At 62.7% G+C, this 17,778-nt stretch carries 21 protein-coding genes; 11 read left to right on the plus strand and 10 right to left on the minus strand.

The window, feature by feature from the left end; translation table 11 throughout:
• Window positions 1–27 precede the first annotated feature (27 nt).
• From ACUXUR_RS06420 to ACUXUR_RS06430, 3 genes are all read left to right on the plus strand, one after another.
• Window positions 28–1,662 carry an ABC transporter ATP-binding protein gene (locus ACUXUR_RS06420; protein ID WP_445501516.1) on the plus strand — a complete coding sequence of 545 codons (1,635 nt, stop codon included), beginning with the start codon at window positions 28–30 and terminating at the stop codon, window positions 1,660–1,662.
• Window positions 1,656–2,387 carry an energy-coupling factor transporter transmembrane component T family protein gene (locus tag ACUXUR_RS06425; RefSeq protein ID WP_445501517.1) on the plus strand — a complete coding sequence of 244 codons (732 nt, stop codon included), beginning with the start codon at window positions 1,656–1,658 and terminating at the stop codon, window positions 2,385–2,387. The genes ACUXUR_RS06420 and ACUXUR_RS06425 overlap by 7 nt, the downstream gene beginning before the upstream one ends.
• Before the next feature lie 100 nt (window positions 2,388–2,487).
• Complete coding sequence (locus ACUXUR_RS06430) at window positions 2,488–2,784, plus strand: hypothetical protein (RefSeq protein ID WP_445501518.1); 297 nt, start codon at window positions 2,488–2,490, stop codon at window positions 2,782–2,784.
• On the opposite strand, the gene ACUXUR_RS06435 is transcribed toward ACUXUR_RS06430, so the two are convergent.
• The 5 genes from ACUXUR_RS06435 to ACUXUR_RS06455 form a co-directional block, all read right to left on the minus strand.
• Window positions 2,781–3,026, minus strand: coding sequence for a hypothetical protein (locus ACUXUR_RS06435; protein WP_445501519.1), 246 nt, complete (start codon window positions 3,024–3,026; stop codon window positions 2,781–2,783). The genes ACUXUR_RS06430 and ACUXUR_RS06435 overlap by 4 nt on opposite strands.
• A gap of 377 nt (window positions 3,027–3,403) precedes the next feature.
• Window positions 3,404–3,736 (minus strand): hypothetical protein, encoded by a 333-nt coding sequence (locus tag ACUXUR_RS06440; protein WP_445501520.1) that lies wholly within the window; start codon window positions 3,734–3,736, stop codon window positions 3,404–3,406.
• Between the two features lie 474 nt (window positions 3,737–4,210).
• Window positions 4,211–4,621 (minus strand): cupin domain-containing protein, encoded by a 411-nt coding sequence (locus ACUXUR_RS06445; protein WP_445501521.1) that lies wholly within the window; start codon window positions 4,619–4,621, stop codon window positions 4,211–4,213.
• A 142-nt stretch (window positions 4,622–4,763) separates the two neighbouring features.
• Window positions 4,764–5,174, minus strand: coding sequence for a cupin domain-containing protein (locus ACUXUR_RS06450; protein ID WP_445501522.1), 411 nt, complete (start codon window positions 5,172–5,174; stop codon window positions 4,764–4,766).
• Between the two features lie 467 nt (window positions 5,175–5,641).
• Window positions 5,642–6,001: a winged helix-turn-helix transcriptional regulator gene (locus ACUXUR_RS06455; RefSeq protein WP_445501661.1), complete on the minus strand. Its 360-nt coding sequence runs from the start codon at window positions 5,999–6,001 to the stop codon at window positions 5,642–5,644.
• Window positions 6,002–6,138: 137 nt separating this feature from the next.
• Here ACUXUR_RS06455 and ACUXUR_RS06460 point away from each other — a divergent pair, with 137 nt between their 5' ends.
• Together ACUXUR_RS06460 and ACUXUR_RS06465 are read left to right on the plus strand one after the other, a co-directional pair.
• Window positions 6,139–6,465: a nuclear transport factor 2 family protein gene (locus ACUXUR_RS06460; protein WP_445501523.1), complete on the plus strand. Its 327-nt coding sequence runs from the start codon at window positions 6,139–6,141 to the stop codon at window positions 6,463–6,465.
• Window positions 6,465–7,268, plus strand: a complete 804-nt coding sequence (locus ACUXUR_RS06465; RefSeq protein ID WP_445501662.1) for an SDR family oxidoreductase — start codon at window positions 6,465–6,467, stop codon at window positions 7,266–7,268. Before ACUXUR_RS06460 ends, ACUXUR_RS06465 begins: the two co-directional genes overlap by 1 nt.
• 206 nt (window positions 7,269–7,474) lie before the next feature.
• Here ACUXUR_RS06465 and ACUXUR_RS06470 read toward each other — a convergent pair whose 3' ends face one another.
• Window positions 7,475–8,041: a helix-turn-helix domain-containing protein gene (locus ACUXUR_RS06470; RefSeq protein ID WP_445501524.1), complete on the minus strand. Its 567-nt coding sequence runs from the start codon at window positions 8,039–8,041 to the stop codon at window positions 7,475–7,477.
• A gap of 119 nt (window positions 8,042–8,160) precedes the next feature.
• Between ACUXUR_RS06470 and ACUXUR_RS06475 the strand changes: the two genes are divergently transcribed.
• Entirely contained in the window at window positions 8,161–8,601 is a 441-nt protein-coding gene (locus tag ACUXUR_RS06475; protein ID WP_445501525.1) for an SgcJ/EcaC family oxidoreductase, read from the plus strand.
• 172 nt (window positions 8,602–8,773) lie between these two features.
• Window positions 8,774–9,703 carry a DMT family transporter gene (locus ACUXUR_RS06480; RefSeq protein ID WP_445501526.1) on the plus strand — a complete coding sequence of 310 codons (930 nt, stop codon included), beginning with the start codon at window positions 8,774–8,776 and terminating at the stop codon, window positions 9,701–9,703.
• Window positions 9,704–9,722: 19 nt separating this feature from the next.
• On the opposite strand, the gene ACUXUR_RS06485 is transcribed toward ACUXUR_RS06480, so the two are convergent.
• Entirely contained in the window at window positions 9,723–10,613 is an 891-nt protein-coding gene (locus tag ACUXUR_RS06485; protein ID WP_445501527.1) for a LysR substrate-binding domain-containing protein, read from the minus strand.
• A gap of 267 nt (window positions 10,614–10,880) precedes the next feature.
• On the opposite strand from ACUXUR_RS06485, the gene ACUXUR_RS06490 reads away from it, so the two are divergent.
• Entirely contained in the window at window positions 10,881–11,192 is a 312-nt protein-coding gene (locus tag ACUXUR_RS06490; RefSeq protein WP_445501528.1) for a DUF1127 domain-containing protein, read from the plus strand.
• Here the strand turns inward: ACUXUR_RS06490 and ACUXUR_RS06495 are convergent.
• From ACUXUR_RS06495 to ACUXUR_RS06505, 3 genes are read right to left on the minus strand one after another with little or no spacing between them, the layout of a single operon-like run.
• On the minus strand, window positions 11,189–11,929 hold the full coding sequence (locus tag ACUXUR_RS06495) for a DUF937 domain-containing protein (RefSeq protein ID WP_445501529.1): 741 nt from the start codon (window positions 11,927–11,929) through the stop codon (window positions 11,189–11,191). The genes ACUXUR_RS06490 and ACUXUR_RS06495 overlap by 4 nt on opposite strands.
• A gap of 25 nt (window positions 11,930–11,954) precedes the next feature.
• Entirely contained in the window at window positions 11,955–13,334 is a 1,380-nt protein-coding gene (locus ACUXUR_RS06500) for an MATE family efflux transporter (protein ID WP_445501530.1), read from the minus strand.
• Window positions 13,334–15,184, minus strand: coding sequence for a monovalent cation:proton antiporter-2 (CPA2) family protein (locus ACUXUR_RS06505; protein WP_445501531.1), 1,851 nt, complete (start codon window positions 15,182–15,184; stop codon window positions 13,334–13,336). The genes ACUXUR_RS06500 and ACUXUR_RS06505 overlap by 1 nt, the downstream gene beginning before the upstream one ends.
• A 144-nt stretch (window positions 15,185–15,328) precedes the next feature.
• Here ACUXUR_RS06505 and ispH point away from each other — a divergent pair, with 144 nt between their 5' ends.
• The 3 genes from ispH to rnhA are packed head-to-tail and all read left to right on the plus strand — an operon-like array spanning window position 15,329 to window position 17,715.
• Window positions 15,329–16,288 (plus strand): 4-hydroxy-3-methylbut-2-enyl diphosphate reductase, encoded by a 960-nt coding sequence (gene ispH / locus ACUXUR_RS06510; RefSeq protein ID WP_445501532.1) that lies wholly within the window; start codon window positions 15,329–15,331, stop codon window positions 16,286–16,288.
• Between the two features lie 3 nt (window positions 16,289–16,291).
• Window positions 16,292–17,257 carry a homoserine kinase gene (locus ACUXUR_RS06515; RefSeq protein ID WP_445501533.1) on the plus strand — a complete coding sequence of 322 codons (966 nt, stop codon included), beginning with the start codon at window positions 16,292–16,294 and terminating at the stop codon, window positions 17,255–17,257.
• Entirely contained in the window at window positions 17,254–17,715 is a 462-nt protein-coding gene (gene rnhA, locus ACUXUR_RS06520; protein WP_445501534.1) for a ribonuclease HI, read from the plus strand. Before ACUXUR_RS06515 ends, rnhA begins: the two co-directional genes overlap by 4 nt.
• Window positions 17,716–17,778 lie beyond the last annotated feature (63 nt).

The following is a 17,778-nucleotide window of genomic DNA, read 5'->3' on the forward strand; positions in this document are numbered from 1 at the left end:
CATGCAATCGTGGCGCAGTGGAGGGAGGTGAGCGTCCACTATCCCTTCACGACAAAAAGCGCTGTCGGACGTGTCGATCTGACGATCGGCAGAGGCGAACGTGTGCTGCTGCTCGGGCCCTCCGGTTCGGGCAAGTCCACGCTTCTGCTCACCCTGACGGGCCTCATCCCGGAGAGCATTCCGGCAAAGGTGGATGGCGAGATTCGCCTCTTCGGCAAGAGCGTCGCGGCGCGCAAGCCATGGGCCTGGGCTGCGCAGGTCGCGCAATATTTCCAGGATGCCGATCAGACGCTGACCGGCATGCGCGTGGAGGATGAGATCGCGTTTGCGCTCGAAAACCGCGCCGTGCCGCCCGCCGTGATTGCGGAGAAAGTCGCTCAGGCCATGCGCCGCGTCGGATTGCCCGATGCCTGGCGAAGGCGCCGTTCCTCCACGCTCTCCGGCGGGGAAAAGCAGCTTGTCGCGCTGGCCGCAACGCTGGTCCAGGAGGCTGAGTTCTTCGTCGCCGACGAGCCGACGGCGCATCTGGCTCCGGAGGCGGCCCATCGTCTTCATGCGCTGCTCACGCACAGCGACCCAAAGCGCAGCATTCTCATCGTCGATCACAGGCTGGAAGGCCTGATCGCGTTCATCGATCGCGTGATCGTGCTGGGGCGGGACGGCACCATCCTCGCCGAGGGGCATCCGCGCGTCGTCTTTCGCGAGAAGCGCAATCTGCTGATGGCGCAGGGCATCTGGTGTCCGGTTGCCAGCGCTCTCGACGGACGGCTTGAGGAAGCCGGAATCGCACCGCCGACGGCGCCCCTGTCGGTTGCGGAAGCGCTGGCGCATCTGGAGCCCGGCATTGCATCTCCGAAAGAGATCGCACAGGCGCGTCCCGCCGTGCAGGCCTTCGTCGATGCCTATACGCCGCGTGTCGCGGCTCCATCCCCGCAAGCGCCCGTGCTGACGCGATTGATCGCGGCGGATTGCGCTCCTTTTCTTGGCCCCGTCGTGTTGCGGCATGTGAATGTGAGCATTCGTGAAGGCGAGATCCTCGGCATCCTCGGCGCGAATGGAGCCGGAAAATCCACGCTCGGCCTTTGCCTGTCCGGTCTCCTGCCGTTGAAGGCGGGACAGCGCAAAGGCGCACCCGGCGGATATGCATTCCAGCGGCCGGAGAACCAGTTCACCGCGGGCACGGTGCGGGAGGAGCTTCTGACGGCGCTGCCCAAGGACATGCCTGCCGCGCTCAAAAATGACTGCGTGGCAGAGATGCTCGCCCGGTGGGACTTGGCGAACCTCGAGAACCGGCACCCCTTCGAGCTGTCACAGGGACAGAAGCGACGTCTGGCGCTCGCCGCGCTCACGGCCTCGAAACGCTGGCCCCTGCTCGTGCTCGACGAGCCGACGGCCGGGCTCGATGCCTGGGGTGTTGCCAGACTCGTCGAACGAATCGAGTCACTGCATGATACAGGGCGCGCCATTGCGGTCATCACGCATGATCTGGATTTCGCGTCACGCCTGTGCCCTCGCTCCATCGTGGTGGGGGAAGGCGGAATCCTGGCCGACGGCCCCACGCAGGATCTGATGGACGATGTGAGCCTTCTGCGTCGCGCCGGGTTGATGGAGCCCGCACACCGGCAGGCTATGCGATGGTTGCGGCGGAGCGCGCCATGCTGAAAGCGCGTCACCCGCTTGCCGTCCTCTTCGTCTGCGTCGTCGCTCTGATGGCATCGATTGTTGTCTTCAACGCGCTGTTTCAGATCGCGCTCATCGCTCTGGTCTTCATCGCCCTCGTGGCCTTCAACCGCACGTCGCCGCTCGTTCTGATCGCCCTCATGGTGCCGTTCGCCCTGTTCGGATTCGGCTTTCTCACGACGAGCGTTTTCTTCCGACAGGAAAGCGACTTTGCCGTGAAGATGGCAGGCGAGGCTCTGCTGCAATCGCCCGGCTTCTCGGCTGGTCTCGTGCTGTTCTTCCGCGCGATTGCCTGCGGGATGGTGTCCGCCTTCTTCGCGCTGACGACCGATCCCGGCGCGTTCGTGCGCGCGCTGATGGTCGACGCGAAGCTGCCGCCGCGGATCGGCTATGCGCTGTTCGCCGCCATGCAGCTCGTGCCCGATCTTGCCGCGGAGGCCCAGCAGATGCGCATCGCCCATGCGATGAAAACGGGCCGCCCGCTCCGCCGGATTCCCGGGCCCCTGCAGGTGTTCCGCCTCGTCATCCCGCTTCTCGCCTACGCCATCCGCCGCGCCGGACGCACCGCCATCGCGCTCGAAGCCCGCGGCCTCTCGCCTGTGGGGCCACGCACGGTTCTGAACGCCCCGCGCTTCAGGCGCGGGGACGGCGTGTTCGTCATCATAGGGCTGGCGGCCATCGGATTGTGCGGCGTGACGCTGCTGTGAGGTGGAATGGGGCCAAGTTTTCGAGAGCAAGGCCGCAGGACTATCGGGATCCGTGAAGACGGAGGATAATGCGCCAGTTCGCCTACAGAAGGAGGGATCGATGCCCGAATTCAAGCGGCTGGCAGAGGGCGAGAGACCAGCGGACCAGGACAAATATCTGCTCATCGAGGAACTCTGGGAGCCCTTCATCGGGCTGCAGTACAGGTTCGTCGGGTCGGGCTGTCACCTGGAGAGCGAGTATACGGACACGACTTGGGAGGGCATGAGGCAACGAGCTTCGGCTCTGGCCGAGAAGTGGGGTCTACAGGTGGTCTACCTGAGCAGGGCCTGCAGCCCGGACTGCGACTCTGATCGGGTTCAAGATGGCAAGGGAGGAGCCAAGGTTCCGCTATCCTAGGTCGGTATGCTCGGGAGCTTGCGGATCAAATCCTGGTGGCTGCGCAAGTCCTTGAGATCGTCCTGCATGGCCTGAAGCAACTCTTGGGCAGCCATCGTCTCCTGACCCGTCTGGGCGAGTTCCTCGACGAGGCGAGCCTGTGCGGCGACCCGCCGCTCGCCTTCAGCTATGTCGAGATCAAGCTGGGCCAGTTTCGCCTGGTCGAGTTCCACTCCGACCAATTCGTCCTGGTCGATTGACATGGAAAACCTCCACACTTGCGAAATAATGAGGCTCTTCAGGATCTTCTACAATCACTTGGATCAATCAGTCGCACAAGTTCACTAGAGCATTTTTCGGTGAAGTGGATCCGGTTCACCGTCAAAAAATGCGGCCCAGCAACAAAGAGAGCTGATTCCATGAGTATGGAATCAGCTCTAGAGCATCGGACCCAAAAGTGGACCTGCGCTTTCGGCGCAAATCCGATGCTCCCCTCTTTGATGAGCGCATCGTTCGGCGCGGCCCGCTGGGTCCGCGGGATGCGCTAGGGACCGGTTGTGAGCACGTGGCCGACGCCCAAGTCGCACCCCGCCACGAGGCTTGCCCTCATCACGAGTCCGGGCGTCAGATACCCGCCCTCTTACTCCTCCAGCCCTCGGAACCTCCCCTGGGTCATGGACCCTCGCCCGATCAATTCCGGCGGCGGATTCGTCCAGTCAATTCCCTCGGGTTTGCGGTTAGGCCAGTGGATCATCCAGCGGCCTTGGTCGTCCCGATACACGCCGCCGATCAGGCGACCGCGCCAGGGGCGGCGTGAGGTGATCGCAAGGATCTGGGTCAGGCCGCGCATGACGATCCATGTCATGCCGAGCACCGTTGCGGGCATGGTGATGAGCCACAGGGCCTGGATGAGTTCGGGCCACGTGTGAAACTTGGAGAGCCAATCGGCCACGATGCTGTAGGGCTGGTCCATCGCAACAACTCCCTTCGGTTGAGGCGACCACCAGCGCCGCTGGTGGTCGGGGAGTTGAGAAGCCGCACAAGGACGACCGCGATGACCTTTAGGCTTTCGCCCTGGACATGCGTCACCGCCTCCCCGGCCATAGGGCTGGGAAGGCATCGTTGACGGCCGATACCGGCCGCCTTGTGAGGGGTTCTCACGCCCCGAAACCGGGTGCGCCCGGCTCCGGATACGAGATAACACGGGGAAGGGGTGAAGGGTCAATGGCGGGGCGTGCGTCGCTCACCATTCCTTCGGTGCAGGATGGAAAGGGCTGAATTTGAGCTCAGAGCGGACATTCAGGTAGGTTCCGCTCTGCGCCCTTAGGAGAAATTCCGGTTCATTGATCTCGCGGAAGGCGGTTATGGAATACGCAGCCCCGGCTCGGCCGTGCCTGTTGCATGTCACTCGCCAAGCCAAGGCTGTCACTCAGCACCAAAGGAGATGCTATGCGGGCAGCAGGTCGATGATGCGCATGATCGCAACGGTGCTGCCGGTGTTTCTGCTGCGTTCCGGCAGCCCTTTGGCGCACGACCACACATCACCCTTCCGATAGAGATTGGGCCCTGAACCCGTGTCGACGGTCAGTTCGCCTTCTAGCATATGGCAGACCATGTCATTGGGCATGCTCTCGCCGCTGGTGCTGGCGCCCGGCTGGTAGATGGTGTCCCGCATCGCGACCGTCTTGTAGTTCGGGATCATTGTCTCGCGTTTCGAATACCCCACCCGACGAACTCCGGGAGCCACTTCCCGGCCTTCCGGCGGGCTGGAGCTTTGAGCAGTGACTGGCCCTGCCGGGACCAACGTGGACGCAACAGCGATACTGAGCAGCGCATGGCGACGGTTCAGGTGTTCCATCGCTTCCTCCCGTCCAAGAGGCCACCCCAGCGCAACAAGTATGCGCCCGATCCAGCGCAGGGACCAACAATTTCCGAGAGGACACTTTAGGGAGTTGGGCGAGAGAGCATCCCGCCCGTTATGGAATTGGATCGTCGCGGTGTTACTGCGACGGAGCTGGCTGGGACTCAGGGACATCTGGTGGGCTGACCTGAAAGATCACCAGCTTCACCGGCGTCTGGCCCTTGTTGGTGGCACGGATGATGGTGTTGACCGGCTCGATCACGGCCTGCCCGGCCTGGGTGTGAACCGTCTCGCCATCCTTTCTTTCCACGGACAGCGTCCCCTCCATCACGTAGACGATCGGCGGCGTGGGATGGGTGTGCCACTGACCCACGGCTCCCGGCTGGATGGTGGAGGTCCGAACCCTGACCTCAAGCTGCTCCTTGGTGGGCAGGGTCGGGGCGATCTGCTTCAGGATGAAGTTCGGACCGGGACTTTGCGGGGCGGGCTGCTGCGCCTGGGCAGCCGCGGCGACACATACAAAGGCGCATGCGACAACGATGCTCTTCATAGCGCGCTCCTCCTCAAGGAGAGGCGCGAGTCTAGCACAAAGCTCCTGTCCCCGCGTGCGGGAAGAAAGTCCATCCGCAATTCGCAGAACCCTTTTTGTGAGACCGACGACGGTTTGAACGGCGCAGCTAAGTTTCAGCGCGGCGGCAACTCCGCCATCCCGCCTGATCCAGGCGAGCAATCATGGTAACCTACACGCGTTGGCTGGGCTGACTGATCCACCCCCAAGGTCAGCGGCCGGCGTGCTGTGTGGCATGGTCCTCTGCCCAAGTAAGTGACCTAACCAAGGATAGGGTCGGTTGGGGTCAGGCAGGGAAATTCGCCGACCTTGAGGAACGTCTGGTCGCCGGGGATTGCTGCCTTCGGGCTTACGTCTCAGAAGTGCCAGAAGGCGACATTTCGCGTTCGGTGTAATCAAGTCAAAGGATACACCGTACTGAGGGCCCGTTCGCACTTCGGTTGTAATCTTCAGGGTGTCGAATGCAGCGACGGGGCTTTGGCATCGGTTTCACTGAGACGCTCCCGGGCGGCTGCCCATTGCAGCAAGGCATCGAGCGCGGGGCATAAGGCCTGCCCCCAATCCGTGAGGCAATACTCCACCTTCGGCGGCACCTGATGGTGAACGATCCGGCGAACAATGCCATCCGCCTCCATCTGACGGAGTTGCTGGATGAGCATCTTCTGCGAGATGGCCGGGATGGCCTTCTCCAGTTCCGAGAAGCGCAGCACCTTGCCGCCAAACAGCCGGAACAGGATCACCAGCTTCCAACGGCCTTCGAGGAACTTGAGCGCTTGCTCGACGCGGTCGGCGGCGGAACTGGGGGTCAGTGCTTCTTCCTTACCCATAGGTGAGTACCTTACTTTTTCGTGCGTTCTTGTCTTTTCGTCAGCATACCTCCAAGTTCCATCCGCCGCTACGGAGCCGAGCGAATTTCAGGCGGCTTGGCTCCTTTTGGAGAACAGGTATGAGCAGACAACTGCCTCCCCCGCTGGCCGCCTATTACGAGGCCAAGAACCAGCACGAGATCAATGGCATGCTGGCGCCCTTTGCTGACGATGCCGTCGTCACGGACGAAGGCCAGGAGCATCATGGCAGGGCTGCCATCCGCTCCTGGATGGAGCACACGACCCGCAAGTACCGTGTCACCGTCGACGTCAAACAGGTCGAAACGGTCGATGATCGTCTGGTCGTCTCGGGTCTGGTGTCCGGCGACTTTCCTGGCTCTCCTGCCATGCTGCGCTATGCCTTCACCCTTTCAGGATCAAAGATTGCGCGGCTGGAGATTGCATGATGATCGCAGCATCTTCATTCTCCATTGATCCCCAGGAATTCGCCGGCAAGCGGGCCCTGGTGACAGGGGGCACGAAAGGCATGGGTGAGGCCATCGTCCGGCGTCTTGTCGCCGGCGGCGCCACGGTGGCTACAACCGCCCGCTCACCCCTGCAAGAAGGGCAGCGCTCTGACCTGTTCGTTCAGGCTGACATAACCACCGCCAGCGGCGTCGATACGGTTGTCGCCGAGGTCGATAAGCAGATGGGCGGGGTCGATCTTCTCGTGAATGTCGTCGGCGGCTCGAATGCGCCAGGCGGGGGCTTTGCTGCACTGACTGATCGTGAATGGCAGGCGGAGCTTGAAAGGAACCTGTACCCTGCGGTGCGGTTCGACCGTGCCCTGCTGCCTGGCATGATCCGGCAGGGGTATGGCGTCATCATTCATGTTTCCTCGATTCAGCGGCGCCTGCCCTTGTACGAAGCGACGCTGGCCTATGCTGCTGCGAAAGCTGCCCTGACGACCTACAGCAAGGGCTTATCGAAAGAGGTTGGTCCCAAAGGCGTCCGCGTGAACACCATCTCCCCCGGCTTCATCGAGACGAGAGCCGCAACGGCGCTGATTCAGCGATTGGCCGAGCAGCAAGAGATGGACGAGGACGGCGCCCGCGAGGGGCTGATGCAGTCCCTCGGAGGCATTCCCATTGGCAGACCTGGCCGCCCAGAAGAGGTTGCAGAGTTGGCGGCTTTTCTTCTCTCGGATCGGGCGGCCTCGATCCATGGTGCCGAGTACACGATTGATGGCGGGACAGTACCTGTCGTCTGATCCCGGCATCCCAAACAAGTGGAAGATAGCCAGGAGTTGAGCGCTAGCGAGTGGCGGTGCCTACCACAGGGTGGCGCCAATCTCTTCAAAGCGCGCATACACCAAACGTGAGATCAACATCTACTTGGGGTCAAAAACAGTCGCCGTGCGGCGCCGCGCGAAGATCCGCTGATGATCCATGTCCGGACCTTGAGGTTCTCGCCCTTCTAAATCCCCGCCCCATCCTCGAACCACCATTCCCGCATCTCCCAGCCATAGCCTTCCTCCTCCATGATGCGGTCGAGATGCGCCTGAAGCTCGTCGCGCAGCTCGTGCAGGGTGCGGCCGGGCGGGGCTTCCGGGGCGGGGGCTGCTTCCTCCCGCAGGGGCGCGGGACGTGGATTGAGCTTGTCGATGTCGCCCAGCACGCGGGTGAGGCGGGCGAGCGGCTGGAGGGAGCGCTGGGCAAGCTCGATGGGCTGGTCTTCGAGTGCTTGCGCGTGGCGCTCGGTGAGCTTCCAGAGCTTTTGCGTCACCCGCTCGCGGTGGTTGCCGATGCGGGCCGGAACCGCAGCGCCGGGCGGGCGCTGCCAGCCTTCCTGCGCCACATAGCGCGAGACGGTGGCAAGGGAGACGCCGATCTCCTCGGCAATGCGCTTGTAGGACCAGCCGGTGCCCTCCACGAGCTCGCGCATGCGGGCAATGCAGGCCGGGTTGAGCTTTTCGCGGCGGCCAGCCAAAGCCTTGGCCGAGAAGGCGGGCGTGACGGTGGATGATGAAGAATGAGACGGCATGGCAATCAATTATTAGAACAAAGTGGGAACAATATACCTCGCATGAGATTATAGTCAAGGTTGGGAATGCGGCTGCGGGTTCCCTATGTCCCACTCAGCAGGGCTTCGAGGAGGAAGCGATGATTGCGATCGGGCACGCAGAGGATCTTCCGACAGCCTTCATGGAGGCCTGGAACCGGCACGATATGGCGGCCCTGGCGGAGCTGTTCATCGAGGATGCCCATTTCGTCAATGTCCTGGGGACGTGGTGGACGAGCCGCGAGGAGATCGCAGTCGCGCATACGGCAACCCATGAGACGATCTTCAAGCACAGCCGCCTCTCCGGTACGCTGGCGGCGCTCACGCCGCTTGGCCCCGGCGTGGTGGCCCTGCATCTCGCCTGGGAACTGGAAGGGCAGATCGAGCCGGATGGCCGCCCCGGAGGGAAGCGGCGCGGGATCCTGCTCCTTGTCGCCACCGAGGAGCCGGAGGGCTGGCGGATTCGCGTGGCGCAGAACACCGATATCGTGCCGGGCCTCCTGGCCCCGGCCACGCCTGTCGCGGCAGGGGCGGGCCGGTGATTGGTGGATGAGACGCCGTTTCGCACTTCTTTCAAGGGATTCCGGCCCTTTTCCGGGACGTTTCATGAAACGTTTCATCACCGTTCCAGCGGCAATTGATGACATTTCATCATTTGTGCTGATGGCTCGATCGGCGTAATCGGTGCGTCTTCAGACAATCGGGACGTAACCCATGACCCAGGCCGCCGCCATGATGTCCGCGCCGGACGCCAAGCGCTTCGACGGAACCACTTTCGGGCTCTATGCCGCCACCGTCTTTCTGTGGGGCGTGAGCTGGATCGGAATCCGCGCGCAGCTCGGGGTGGTGGCGCCGGAGATGTCGGTGCTGTGGCGCTTCCTGCTCTCGGCCGCGCTCATGTGGGGCTGGGTGCTCGTCACCGGCCATCAGGTGCGCTTTGCGCTCGCCGATCACCTGCGCTTCGCGGCGGTAGGGTGCTGCCTGTTCTCGTTCAACTTCATCTCATTCTATTACGGCGGCTTGAGCGTGCCGTCGGGCCTGCTCTCCGTGGTGTTCTCGCTCGCTTCGGTGTTCAATCTGATCCTGAGCTTCGTCATCTTCCGGCAGAAGGTGGAGCCGCGCGTGGCGCTCGGCGGCGTGATCGGGGTTGCCGGAATCGGGCTTCTGTTCTGGCCGGAGATCACGGGCGCTGGCTTTAATGCGGCGGCGCTGAAAGGCCTCGGGCTTTGCGTGATGGGCACGCTGTTCTTCTGCTCGGGCAACATGATCTCGACGGTCGTGCAGCGTCGCGGCGCGCCGCTTCTCTCCGCCACCGCCTGGGGCATGACCTATGGCTGCGTGGTGCTGCTGACGCTGAATTTAGTTCGCGGCAATGCCTTCGTCATCGAGCCGACGGTGAAGTATGTCGGCTCGCTGCTCTATCTCGCGATCGGCGCGTCGGTGCTCGCTTTCATGTCGTATCTCACGCTGCTGCGACGCTTGGGAGCCGCGCGCGCGGGCTATGCGACGGTGCTGTTCCCCATCGTGGCGCTCACGGTCTCGACGCTGATCGAGGGCTATGTGTGGACGCCGCTCGCGGGTGCAGGCGTCGTGCTGGCGCTTCTCGGCAACGTGCTGGTGCTGCGAAAGCCCGCCGCGAAGTAGGGCTTTCGCCGCAGAGGTTTTACTCGGCAGCAACCTGGAAGACCGGGCGCGTGGAGCCCAGATTGTCGAGCGACTGCTTGATGTGAAAGCCCAGCGCGTCCGCAAGCGGGTTCTCCTCGCCGCGCGCGCGGATCAGGCCGATCTTGCACGAGGGCAGGGCGGGAAAGCCGTCGGTGGGGCCTAAGATCCGCATGCCGGGACGCACGGCGCTTTCCGGCAGAACCGACACGGCAAGACCTGCGAGAACCGCAGCGCCCACGGCGGTCGAATGATAGCTTACATAGGCGATGCGGAAGGCGCGGTCCGCGCTTTCCAGGGCCTCCGTCGCCGAGTGGCGCCAGTGACAGTTCGGGCGGCCGAGCGCCAGCGGGATCGGGCTTTCCTCGTGCACGCCGTGACGCGCGGAGGTGACCCACAAGAGCTGCTCGATACGCACGATCTCGGACGGGCCGCGCCGGTCCACATGGGTGATGATGGCAAGGTCCAGATCGCCGTGCTGCACGCGCTCGATCAGGTTGTGCGTGGGTTCGCACATCACCGTCACCTCGGCCTTGGGGTTCGAGCGCGAGAAGCGCGCCAGGATCTCCGGCAGGTAACGGTCGGCGTAATCGTCGGGGAGGCCTAAGCGCACGCGCCCCGTCAGCTCATGCTCGTTGAACGAGGTCATGCATTCCGCATTCAGCCGCACGATCCGGCGCGCGTAATCGAGAAGCCGCTCGCCCTCATCCGTGAGCTTGGAGAGGCGCCCGTCGCGCTCGAAGATCGGCCTGCCGACCCGGTCCTCGAGCCGCTTCATCTGCATCGACACTGCGCTCTGCGTCTTGTGCACGATCTCCGCCGCGCGGGTGAACGACCCCGTATCCGCGATCGCCACGAAGGTCCGGAGCTGGTCGATGTCGAGCAAGTGCATGGCTGAATCCTCCCCATCAATTTCAATGATGATACATATCTCAAACAATCGTTTCAAGTGATGAGAAATGCTGTGCTATACATTCCAATAGGAAAAGAAATTTTCCTTTTCTGACAATGGCTTACAGGAACATTTTCTTGCGGGAAGTTCCATAATATCCCTGGAACGCCCCTGGAACGCCCCTGGAATGCTCTTGGATCGCTTCTGGAACGGCTTGGAACGTTTCAAGCACTTTGTGAAGGCCCTCACGAGCGAAGGAGACCCGATATGACTCGGTCTGCAGCATCCGTACCGACCTTTCCTGGATCCACGATCCTGGGTCAGTTCGCGCGTTCGCTCATCTCCCTCGCCAAGGCTTTCAAAGATCGCCGAGAGGTCAGGAACCTCGCCGAATTCGATGAGCGCATGCTCAAGGATATCGGCCTCACGCGCAGCGATGTGACGAGCGCTCTCGCGGAGCCCATTCATCACCACCCGTCATGGGTGTTGGTTCGATGTGTCGGGCGTCCCGCAGAAGCTCATAAGATGACTGCCGCACACAAGCCGCGGCCGGTGGTTCCGCTTGCGAGCCGCGTCTAAGACTTCTTGGAGCCTGTTCCCCAGGCGTCTTCGAGAATCGATTGAAGGGACGTGAGATATTGCATCTGCATCTCGCGTCCCTTTTCCATCATCTCTCCCCATGAGGACGAAGGCGAGGGTGCCGGCTCCTGCGGCTTGTCGGGAGCCGGCATCTGCAGAAAACCTGTCATCATGTCCAGGAATGGATTGGCGGCGGGCTTCTTCTCGGGCTCCGGAGCCTTCATCCACCCGGTCCATAGATCAGCCCAGGGATTGGCCGCTTCCTGCTTGGGCCTTTCCGCCGTGCTAGGCGACGTGAAGGTTTGGACGGCCTGAGATTGTGCCGCCATCCATTGAGACAATCCGCCCGCGAGAATGCCCGCATAGATGGGGAGGATCTGCTGCATCGTCTCGACGCCGATGCCGGCGAAATCCGCAGCCTGGTGCGCAACGCGACGGCTTGCCTCGTCCGAGCCGAAGAGCTGGTCGAGCAGCCTTCTGCCCTCCTGCTGGGCCTGCGCAGAGAAGGTACGCCCTGCCATCTGCCAGAAATTCTGATAGCCGCCGCTCATCAGGGATTGAAGAAAGCGGTTGGAGTCATTGCTGGTCATGGCATGCTGCAGCCCCATGACGAAGGCCGGCATGAAGGCAGCCATGGCTCGTTGTTGCTGATCGCCCGAGAGCTGGAACTGCCGCGCCAAAGCCTCGAAGCCTGCTTGGGTCTGCGCCTGTCGCATCAGATCGAACCAGTTGAACATGGCAGACTCCTCGAACGCTTTGCGCCTATGGTGCTGGAACAGCTTGCCTCTCCAAACGCCGGATTGTCCAGAAGGCCGTGAAGATGGCCGCAATCCCGAATACGATGGATCCGGCGCCGATGCCGACCAGCGCGCCTTTGGGGCCTCCGATCTGTGCCCCGAAATAGGCGAACGGGATCATGCCCAGCGTCGCCCGTCCCCAGTTGAAGAAAGTGGAGAGCAGCGGATAGCCGAGATTGTTGAACGAGGCGTTGGCCACGAAGACGAGGCTGACGAAGAACCAGATGAAGCCGCTAAGCTGGCAGAAGAACTGCACCAGCTCGGCCGTGAGCGGAGGTGCATTGAAGGCGATGACGATGGGCACCTGCAGCAGGACCAGCAGGAGCCACACGCTCAATACATAAACGATCATGAAGGTGAGAGAATCCTTCAACGTCTGCTTCATGCGGTCATAACGCCCGGCACCCCAGTTCTGTCCCAGAACCGGGCCGATGGCACCGGCCAGCGCAAAGACGCCGGCAAAGGAGACCGGCGTCACGCGGTCGATGATGGCGGAGGCTGCGATCGCCTGATCGCCGAACTGGGCCATGATGCCGGTGAAGAAGGCGTTCGCTGAGGGAGCAGCGAGGTTGGTGAGGATCGCCGGAACGGCAATGGCGAAGAACGGCCTCGCATCGCGGATGACCGACTGCAGGCTGGGTCGTGCGAGCAATCGGTGAGTGCGCGTGAGATAAAGATAGCCGACGGAGAGATAGGCCACACGCGCAAGACCGATCGTCCAGGCGGCGCCGTCAGATTTCAAATCCATGACGAAGATCGTGATCGGATCGAGGGCGACCGTGACGATAGCAACCGAGAGCGTGGCATACATGCTGCGCTTGGCGTCCCCCGCCGCACGCAAGATTGTGGAGAACGCCATACCGAGCGCCATCAGAGCATTCGTCGGCAAGGCAATCCAAAGGAAGCTCTGCGCGACCTGGAATGCCTGGCCGCTCGCACCCATCGCTCCCAGGATCCAGGGCAGGAACGGCAGCACGATCACGCTGACGGCTGCGCCGATCATGGTCATGAGAAGACCGCCGGAGGTCGCAAGCCGCCTTGCATCCTCAGGCCGACGCGCCCCGAGTGCACGCGAGACCAAGGCGCCGATGGGAATCATCAGGCCGACATTGATGGAGACCGTGAAGAACATCACGACGGTCGCCAAGCCGACACCCGCCGTCATGCTCGGATCATTCAGCCAGGAGATGTAGAGCAGCGAAACCAGGTCGACGATGAAGATGGCAATCAGGCCTGCGGCTCCCGTTCCCGTCATCACGAGAACATGGCGCATGGTTGAGCCTTTCACGAAGATCGGCGTATCGGTGCGTGTCTCTGCTGCGCGTTCGGCAGGGTTCGCATCCATCAGAGGGCTCCCTCGCCGAGGATGTCGCGCGTCTCGGGGCTCAACGCCTTGGCCTTGCCGGTCGGGGAGGTAAGGGGCTCAGGCGCAATCTTGGCCCCCACCACGAGCTCCGCGCCGCCCATCGCGCCAATCTCCTTCTGGAGGAACAGGCGCGCGATGTCGCGCTTGCGCACGTCCTGCGCCGCACTGGCGGCGGTCTCGGCTTCGACCCCAAGTTCTTCGAGCGCCGAGCGGCCGAAGACGATGGCGGATTCGAAGGTTTCGCGAAGCTGGTAATCGACGCCGATCTTCAACAGCTTCACCGCATGGATACGGTCGAACGCACGCACGAAGCTGCGGGCATTCGGAAAGTTCTCATGAATGATATCGGCGATCTTCTCGATCGTGTCGGGCTCGTCCGTGCAAACGCAGATCATCTCCGCCTTCTCAGCGCCGGCCGCGCGCAGCACGTCGAGGCGCGTTCCGTCGCCGTAGAAGATCTTGAGGCCGAAGCGAGCCGCATCGCGGACACGCTCCACGTTCTTGTCGATCACGGTAGCGTTGATGTTCTGAGCCAACAGAACCTGGTTCACGATTTGCCCGAAACGTCCGAAGCCAATCACCAGAACCCGGCTCGAAAGCTCGCCCTCCTGGCCCAGCAGTTCATCCATATCGGCATGATCCGCAATGTCCGGGCGGGATTGCAGAGCCTTTTCGACAAGGCTCGAAAAGATCGGGCCGAGCAGCATCGTGATCGCAGCGAGCGCCGTGACCAGTTGCGCTTCATTCTGTGGCATCAATCCGGCGCCCGTTGCGACGGGCAAGAGCACGAAAGCGAATTCACCGGCGGTGCAGAGCAGCGTGCCCGACCGCAAACCCTCGCGCCATGTTGCGCCGAAGAAACGCGAGAGAATGGTGATGAGCGCCGTCTTCCCAAGGATTACGACCGGAGCCGCAAGAGTCAGCAAGACCCATTGCTCCCGCACCAGGGCGAGATCGATGGACATGCCCACGCTCATGAAGAACAGGCCGAGGAGCATGCCGCGGAACGGTTCGATATCGGCCTCTAACTGGTGACGGAAATTCGATTCCGCCAGCAGCAGGCCGGCGAGGAATGCGCCCATGGCCATGGAGAGGCCGGCTTCCTGCATGAGAAGGGCCGCGCCCAGCACCACCAGCAGCGCCGATGCGGTCATGACCTCACGGGAGCCGGTGCGCGCCAGAATGCGGAAGAAAGGGTTCAGTCCATAGCGGCCGACCAGAACCACCGCCGCGATGGCCGCGATAGTCTCTCCCGCGGCGATCAGCCGGTCGAAGGCAGAGCCCTGCTCCACGGCCATGCCTGAGGCCAGGAGAGGCAGGATGGCGAGAATGGGAACGACCGAAAGATCCTGGAAGAGCAGGATCGCGAAGGAGCGCTGCCCATAAGGAGTTTGCAGGTCGTTGCGCTCTCCGAGCATCTGAAGGGCGATGGCGGTCGCTGAAAGCGCCACCGAGATGCCTGTCACGAAGGCAGCCTTGGATCCAAAGCCGATGGCAAGCGCTGCTCCGCCGAGGCAAAGCGCGGTCACGGCCAATTGGGCGAATCCCAAGCCGAAGATATCCCGCTTCATGGACCAGAGGTGGGACAGCTTGAGTTCCAGCCCGATGATGAAGAGCAGCAGCACCACGCCGAGTTCCGCGACAGTCGTAATGGTCTGCGGATCGCCGACGAGGCCGAGAACCGACGGGCCGATGATGATGCCGGCCGCCAGATAGCCGAGCACGGCGCTCAGGCCGATGAACCGAAAGACGGGCACGGCAATCACCGCCGCCCCGCAGAAGGTCAGGACAGGGGGAAGAAAACTGACATGGGAGGCAGTGCTGGCCATCGTGCAAATCGGATTCGGTGAGGGGGCCTCTCTTTCTAGGGAGTCTTTTTCCCGAGAGCGAGCCTTTCTTGGAAGAAGCTTGGCCGCGAATATGCGCCGCTCCCGCTTGACAGGAGGGGGCTCGTCTCGCCACATCGCGGGATCATGACGAAGCCACCCCTCGACATCCTGCTTTGCGCTCCGCGCGGCTTCTGCGCCGGGGTTGTCCGCGCCATCGACGCCGTCGAAAAGGCGCTGGCGATCCACGGGGCACCGGTCTATGTGCGCCACGAGATCGTGCACAACAAATACGTGGTGGAAAACCTGAAGCGCAAAGGGGCGGTCTTCGTGCGGGAGCTCGATGAGATTCCGGACACCAAGGCTCCGGTCATCTTCTCGGCCCACGGGGTGCCGAAATCGGTTCCCGAGGCTGCCCAGGCCCGCAACTTCTTCGCCATCGACGCCACATGCCCCCTCGTGACCAAGGTTCACCGGGAGGCGCAGGTGCACCACAAGAAGGGCCGCCACATCGTCCTGATCGGCCATGCGGGCCATCCCGAGGTGATCGGCACCATGGGCCAGCTGCCTGAAGGGGTGGCGAGCCTGGTCGAGACCGTGGACGATATCGCCCGGCTCCAGCCGGCCGACCCGGAGAACCTCGCCTTCGTGACGCAGACGACCCTGTCCGTCGACGATACCCAGGACATGGTGGATGCCCTGAAGCAGCGCTTCCCTTCCATCGTCGGCCCGCACAAGGAAGACATTTGCTACGCCACCACGAACCGCCAGGGCGCGGTCAAGCGCGTGGCGCCGCAGGTCGATGCCATGATCGTGGTGGGCTCGCCCAATTCCTCCAATTCCCAGCGCCTGCGCGAAGTGGCCGAGCGGGAAGGGTGCCCTGTGGTGCGCCTGATCCTGCGCGCCGAGGATATCGACTGGTCGCTGTTCGGGAACATCCGGCGGCTCGGCATCACGGCCGGTGCCTCCGCGCCGGAAATCCTGGTGGAAGAAATCATCGACGCCTTTGCAGAACGCTACGAAGTTTCGGTAGAAAGCGTATCGACGGCGGACGAGAGCGTGTTCTTTCCTTTGCCGCGCGAGTTGCGTGAGCAGGCGGCGGAGTAAACGGTGGCAGTCTATACGGAAGTCAGCGACGAGGAGCTCGCAAGCTTTCTCGATACCTACGATATCGGCACGGTTCTCTCCTACAAGGGTATCGCCGAGGGGGTTGAGAACACAAACTACTTTCTCCACACCACCAAGGCTTCCTACATCCTGACGCTTTACGAGAAGCGGGTGAGGGAGGCGGACCTGCCCTTCTTCCTCGGGCTCATGCAGCATCTGGCCAACAAGGGCCTGAACTGTCCTCTTCCGGTCAACAACCGCCAGGGTCAGGCTCTCAGCAGGGTTGCCGGGCGGCCTGCCGTGATCATCACCTTCCTCGACGGCATTGCCGTGCGCCGTCCCACCGCCAAGCATTGTGGGGCTCTGGGCGGGGCGCTGGCGAAGCTCCATCTCGCCGGCCAGGATTTCGCGATGAACCGGCCCAATGCCCTGTCGCTCGATGCCTGGCCACCGCTCTTCGCTCAGGCCGAGGCGCAGGCAGACACGGTCTCGGGCGGTCTGGCGGAGCGCACGAGGCGCGAACTCGCCTATCTGCAGGAGGCCTGGCCCAAGGGCCTGCCCACGGGCATCATCCATGCCGATCTCTTCACGGACAACGTGTTCTTCATCGGCTCCGAGGTGTCGGGGCTGATCGACTTCTACTTCGCCTGCACGGATGCCTTCGCCTATGACGTGGCCATCTGCCTGAACGCCTGGTGCTTCGAGCCGGACGGGTCGTTCAATCTCACCAAGGGCCAGGCGATGCTCGCGGGCTACCGGGCCGTTCGCGCGCTGACGCCACAGGAGATCGAGGCCCTGCCGGTTCTCTGCCGGGGATCGGCCATGCGCTTCATGCTCACCCGCCTCGTGGACTGGCTCAACGTGCCGCCGGGTGCGCTCGTGAAGCCGAAGGATCCACTGGAATACGACCGCAAGCTCCACTTCCACCGCCATGTGAAGCATGCCCGCGAATATGGGCTTGAGGCATGAGCGGTTCTGAGCGCGTCATGATCTACACGGACGGCGCCTGCTCGGGGAATCCCGGGCCGGGCGGCTGGGCCGCGATCCTGTTCTTCAAAGGCAGCGAGAAAGAGATTTCCGGCGGGGAGGCTCATACCACCAATAATCGCATGGAGATCAGGGCTGCCATCGAGGGGTTGAATGCCCTCAAGCGTCGCTGTGCGGTCGATCTCTTCACGGATTCCCAATATGTGCGCCAGGGCATCACGCAGTGGATGCACAACTGGAAGCGTCGCGGCTGGCGGACCGCCGACAACAAGCCCGTGAAGAACGAGGACCTGTGGCGGGAGCTCGACGAAGCGGCATCCCGGCACGATGTGGCCTGGCACTGGGTGAAGGGCCACGCGGACGATCCCACCAACATTCGCGTCGACGAATTGGCGGTAGCCGCCATGCAGCCCTTCAAGAAGAGTGCAAGATCAAGATAAGAGCCCAAAGAAAAAGCCCTTGGCGCCTTCGGGCGGGCAAGGGCTTCATTCCTCCGGATGAAA

Source organism: Microvirga medicaginis, from assembly GCF_052658925.1.

Excerpts from the sequence above, each read along its gene's own strand:
- ACUXUR_RS06495 (WP_445501529.1), bottom strand. The coding sequence starts at position 11,929 with ATGTTCAACTGGTTCGATCTGATGCGACAGGCGCAGACCCAAGCAGGC.
- ispH (WP_445501532.1), top strand. The coding sequence starts at position 15,329 with ATGACGAAGCCACCCCTCGACATCCTGCTTTGCGCTCCGCGCGGCTTC.
- ACUXUR_RS06450 (WP_445501522.1), bottom strand. The coding sequence starts at position 5,174 with ATGAAGAGCATCGTTGTCGCATGCGCCTTTGTATGTGTCGCCGCGGCT.
- ACUXUR_RS06485 (WP_445501527.1), bottom strand. The coding sequence starts at position 10,613 with ATGCACTTGCTCGACATCGACCAGCTCCGGACCTTCGTGGCGATCGCG.
- ACUXUR_RS06505 (WP_445501531.1), bottom strand. The coding sequence starts at position 15,184 with ATGGCCAGCACTGCCTCCCATGTCAGTTTTCTTCCCCCTGTCCTGACC.
- ACUXUR_RS06500 (WP_445501530.1), bottom strand. The coding sequence starts at position 13,334 with ATGGATGCGAACCCTGCCGAACGCGCAGCAGAGACACGCACCGATACG.
- ACUXUR_RS06480 (WP_445501526.1), top strand. The coding sequence starts at position 8,774 with ATGACCCAGGCCGCCGCCATGATGTCCGCGCCGGACGCCAAGCGCTTC.
- ACUXUR_RS06430 (WP_445501518.1), top strand. The coding sequence starts at position 2,488 with ATGCCCGAATTCAAGCGGCTGGCAGAGGGCGAGAGACCAGCGGACCAG.
- ACUXUR_RS06490 (WP_445501528.1), top strand. The coding sequence starts at position 10,881 with ATGACTCGGTCTGCAGCATCCGTACCGACCTTTCCTGGATCCACGATC.
- ACUXUR_RS06435 (WP_445501519.1), bottom strand. The coding sequence starts at position 3,026 with ATGTCAATCGACCAGGACGAATTGGTCGGAGTGGAACTCGACCAGGCG.
- ACUXUR_RS06465 (WP_445501662.1), top strand. The coding sequence starts at position 6,465 with ATGATCGCAGCATCTTCATTCTCCATTGATCCCCAGGAATTCGCCGGC.
- ACUXUR_RS06470 (WP_445501524.1), bottom strand. The coding sequence starts at position 8,041 with ATGCCGTCTCATTCTTCATCATCCACCGTCACGCCCGCCTTCTCGGCC.
- ACUXUR_RS06475 (WP_445501525.1), top strand. The coding sequence starts at position 8,161 with ATGATTGCGATCGGGCACGCAGAGGATCTTCCGACAGCCTTCATGGAG.
- rnhA (WP_445501534.1), top strand. The coding sequence starts at position 17,254 with ATGAGCGGTTCTGAGCGCGTCATGATCTACACGGACGGCGCCTGCTCG.
- ACUXUR_RS06440 (WP_445501520.1), bottom strand. The coding sequence starts at position 3,736 with ATGGACCAGCCCTACAGCATCGTGGCCGATTGGCTCTCCAAGTTTCAC.
- ACUXUR_RS06460 (WP_445501523.1), top strand. The coding sequence starts at position 6,139 with ATGAGCAGACAACTGCCTCCCCCGCTGGCCGCCTATTACGAGGCCAAG.
- ACUXUR_RS06425 (WP_445501517.1), top strand. The coding sequence starts at position 1,656 with ATGCTGAAAGCGCGTCACCCGCTTGCCGTCCTCTTCGTCTGCGTCGTC.
- ACUXUR_RS06445 (WP_445501521.1), bottom strand. The coding sequence starts at position 4,621 with ATGGAACACCTGAACCGTCGCCATGCGCTGCTCAGTATCGCTGTTGCG.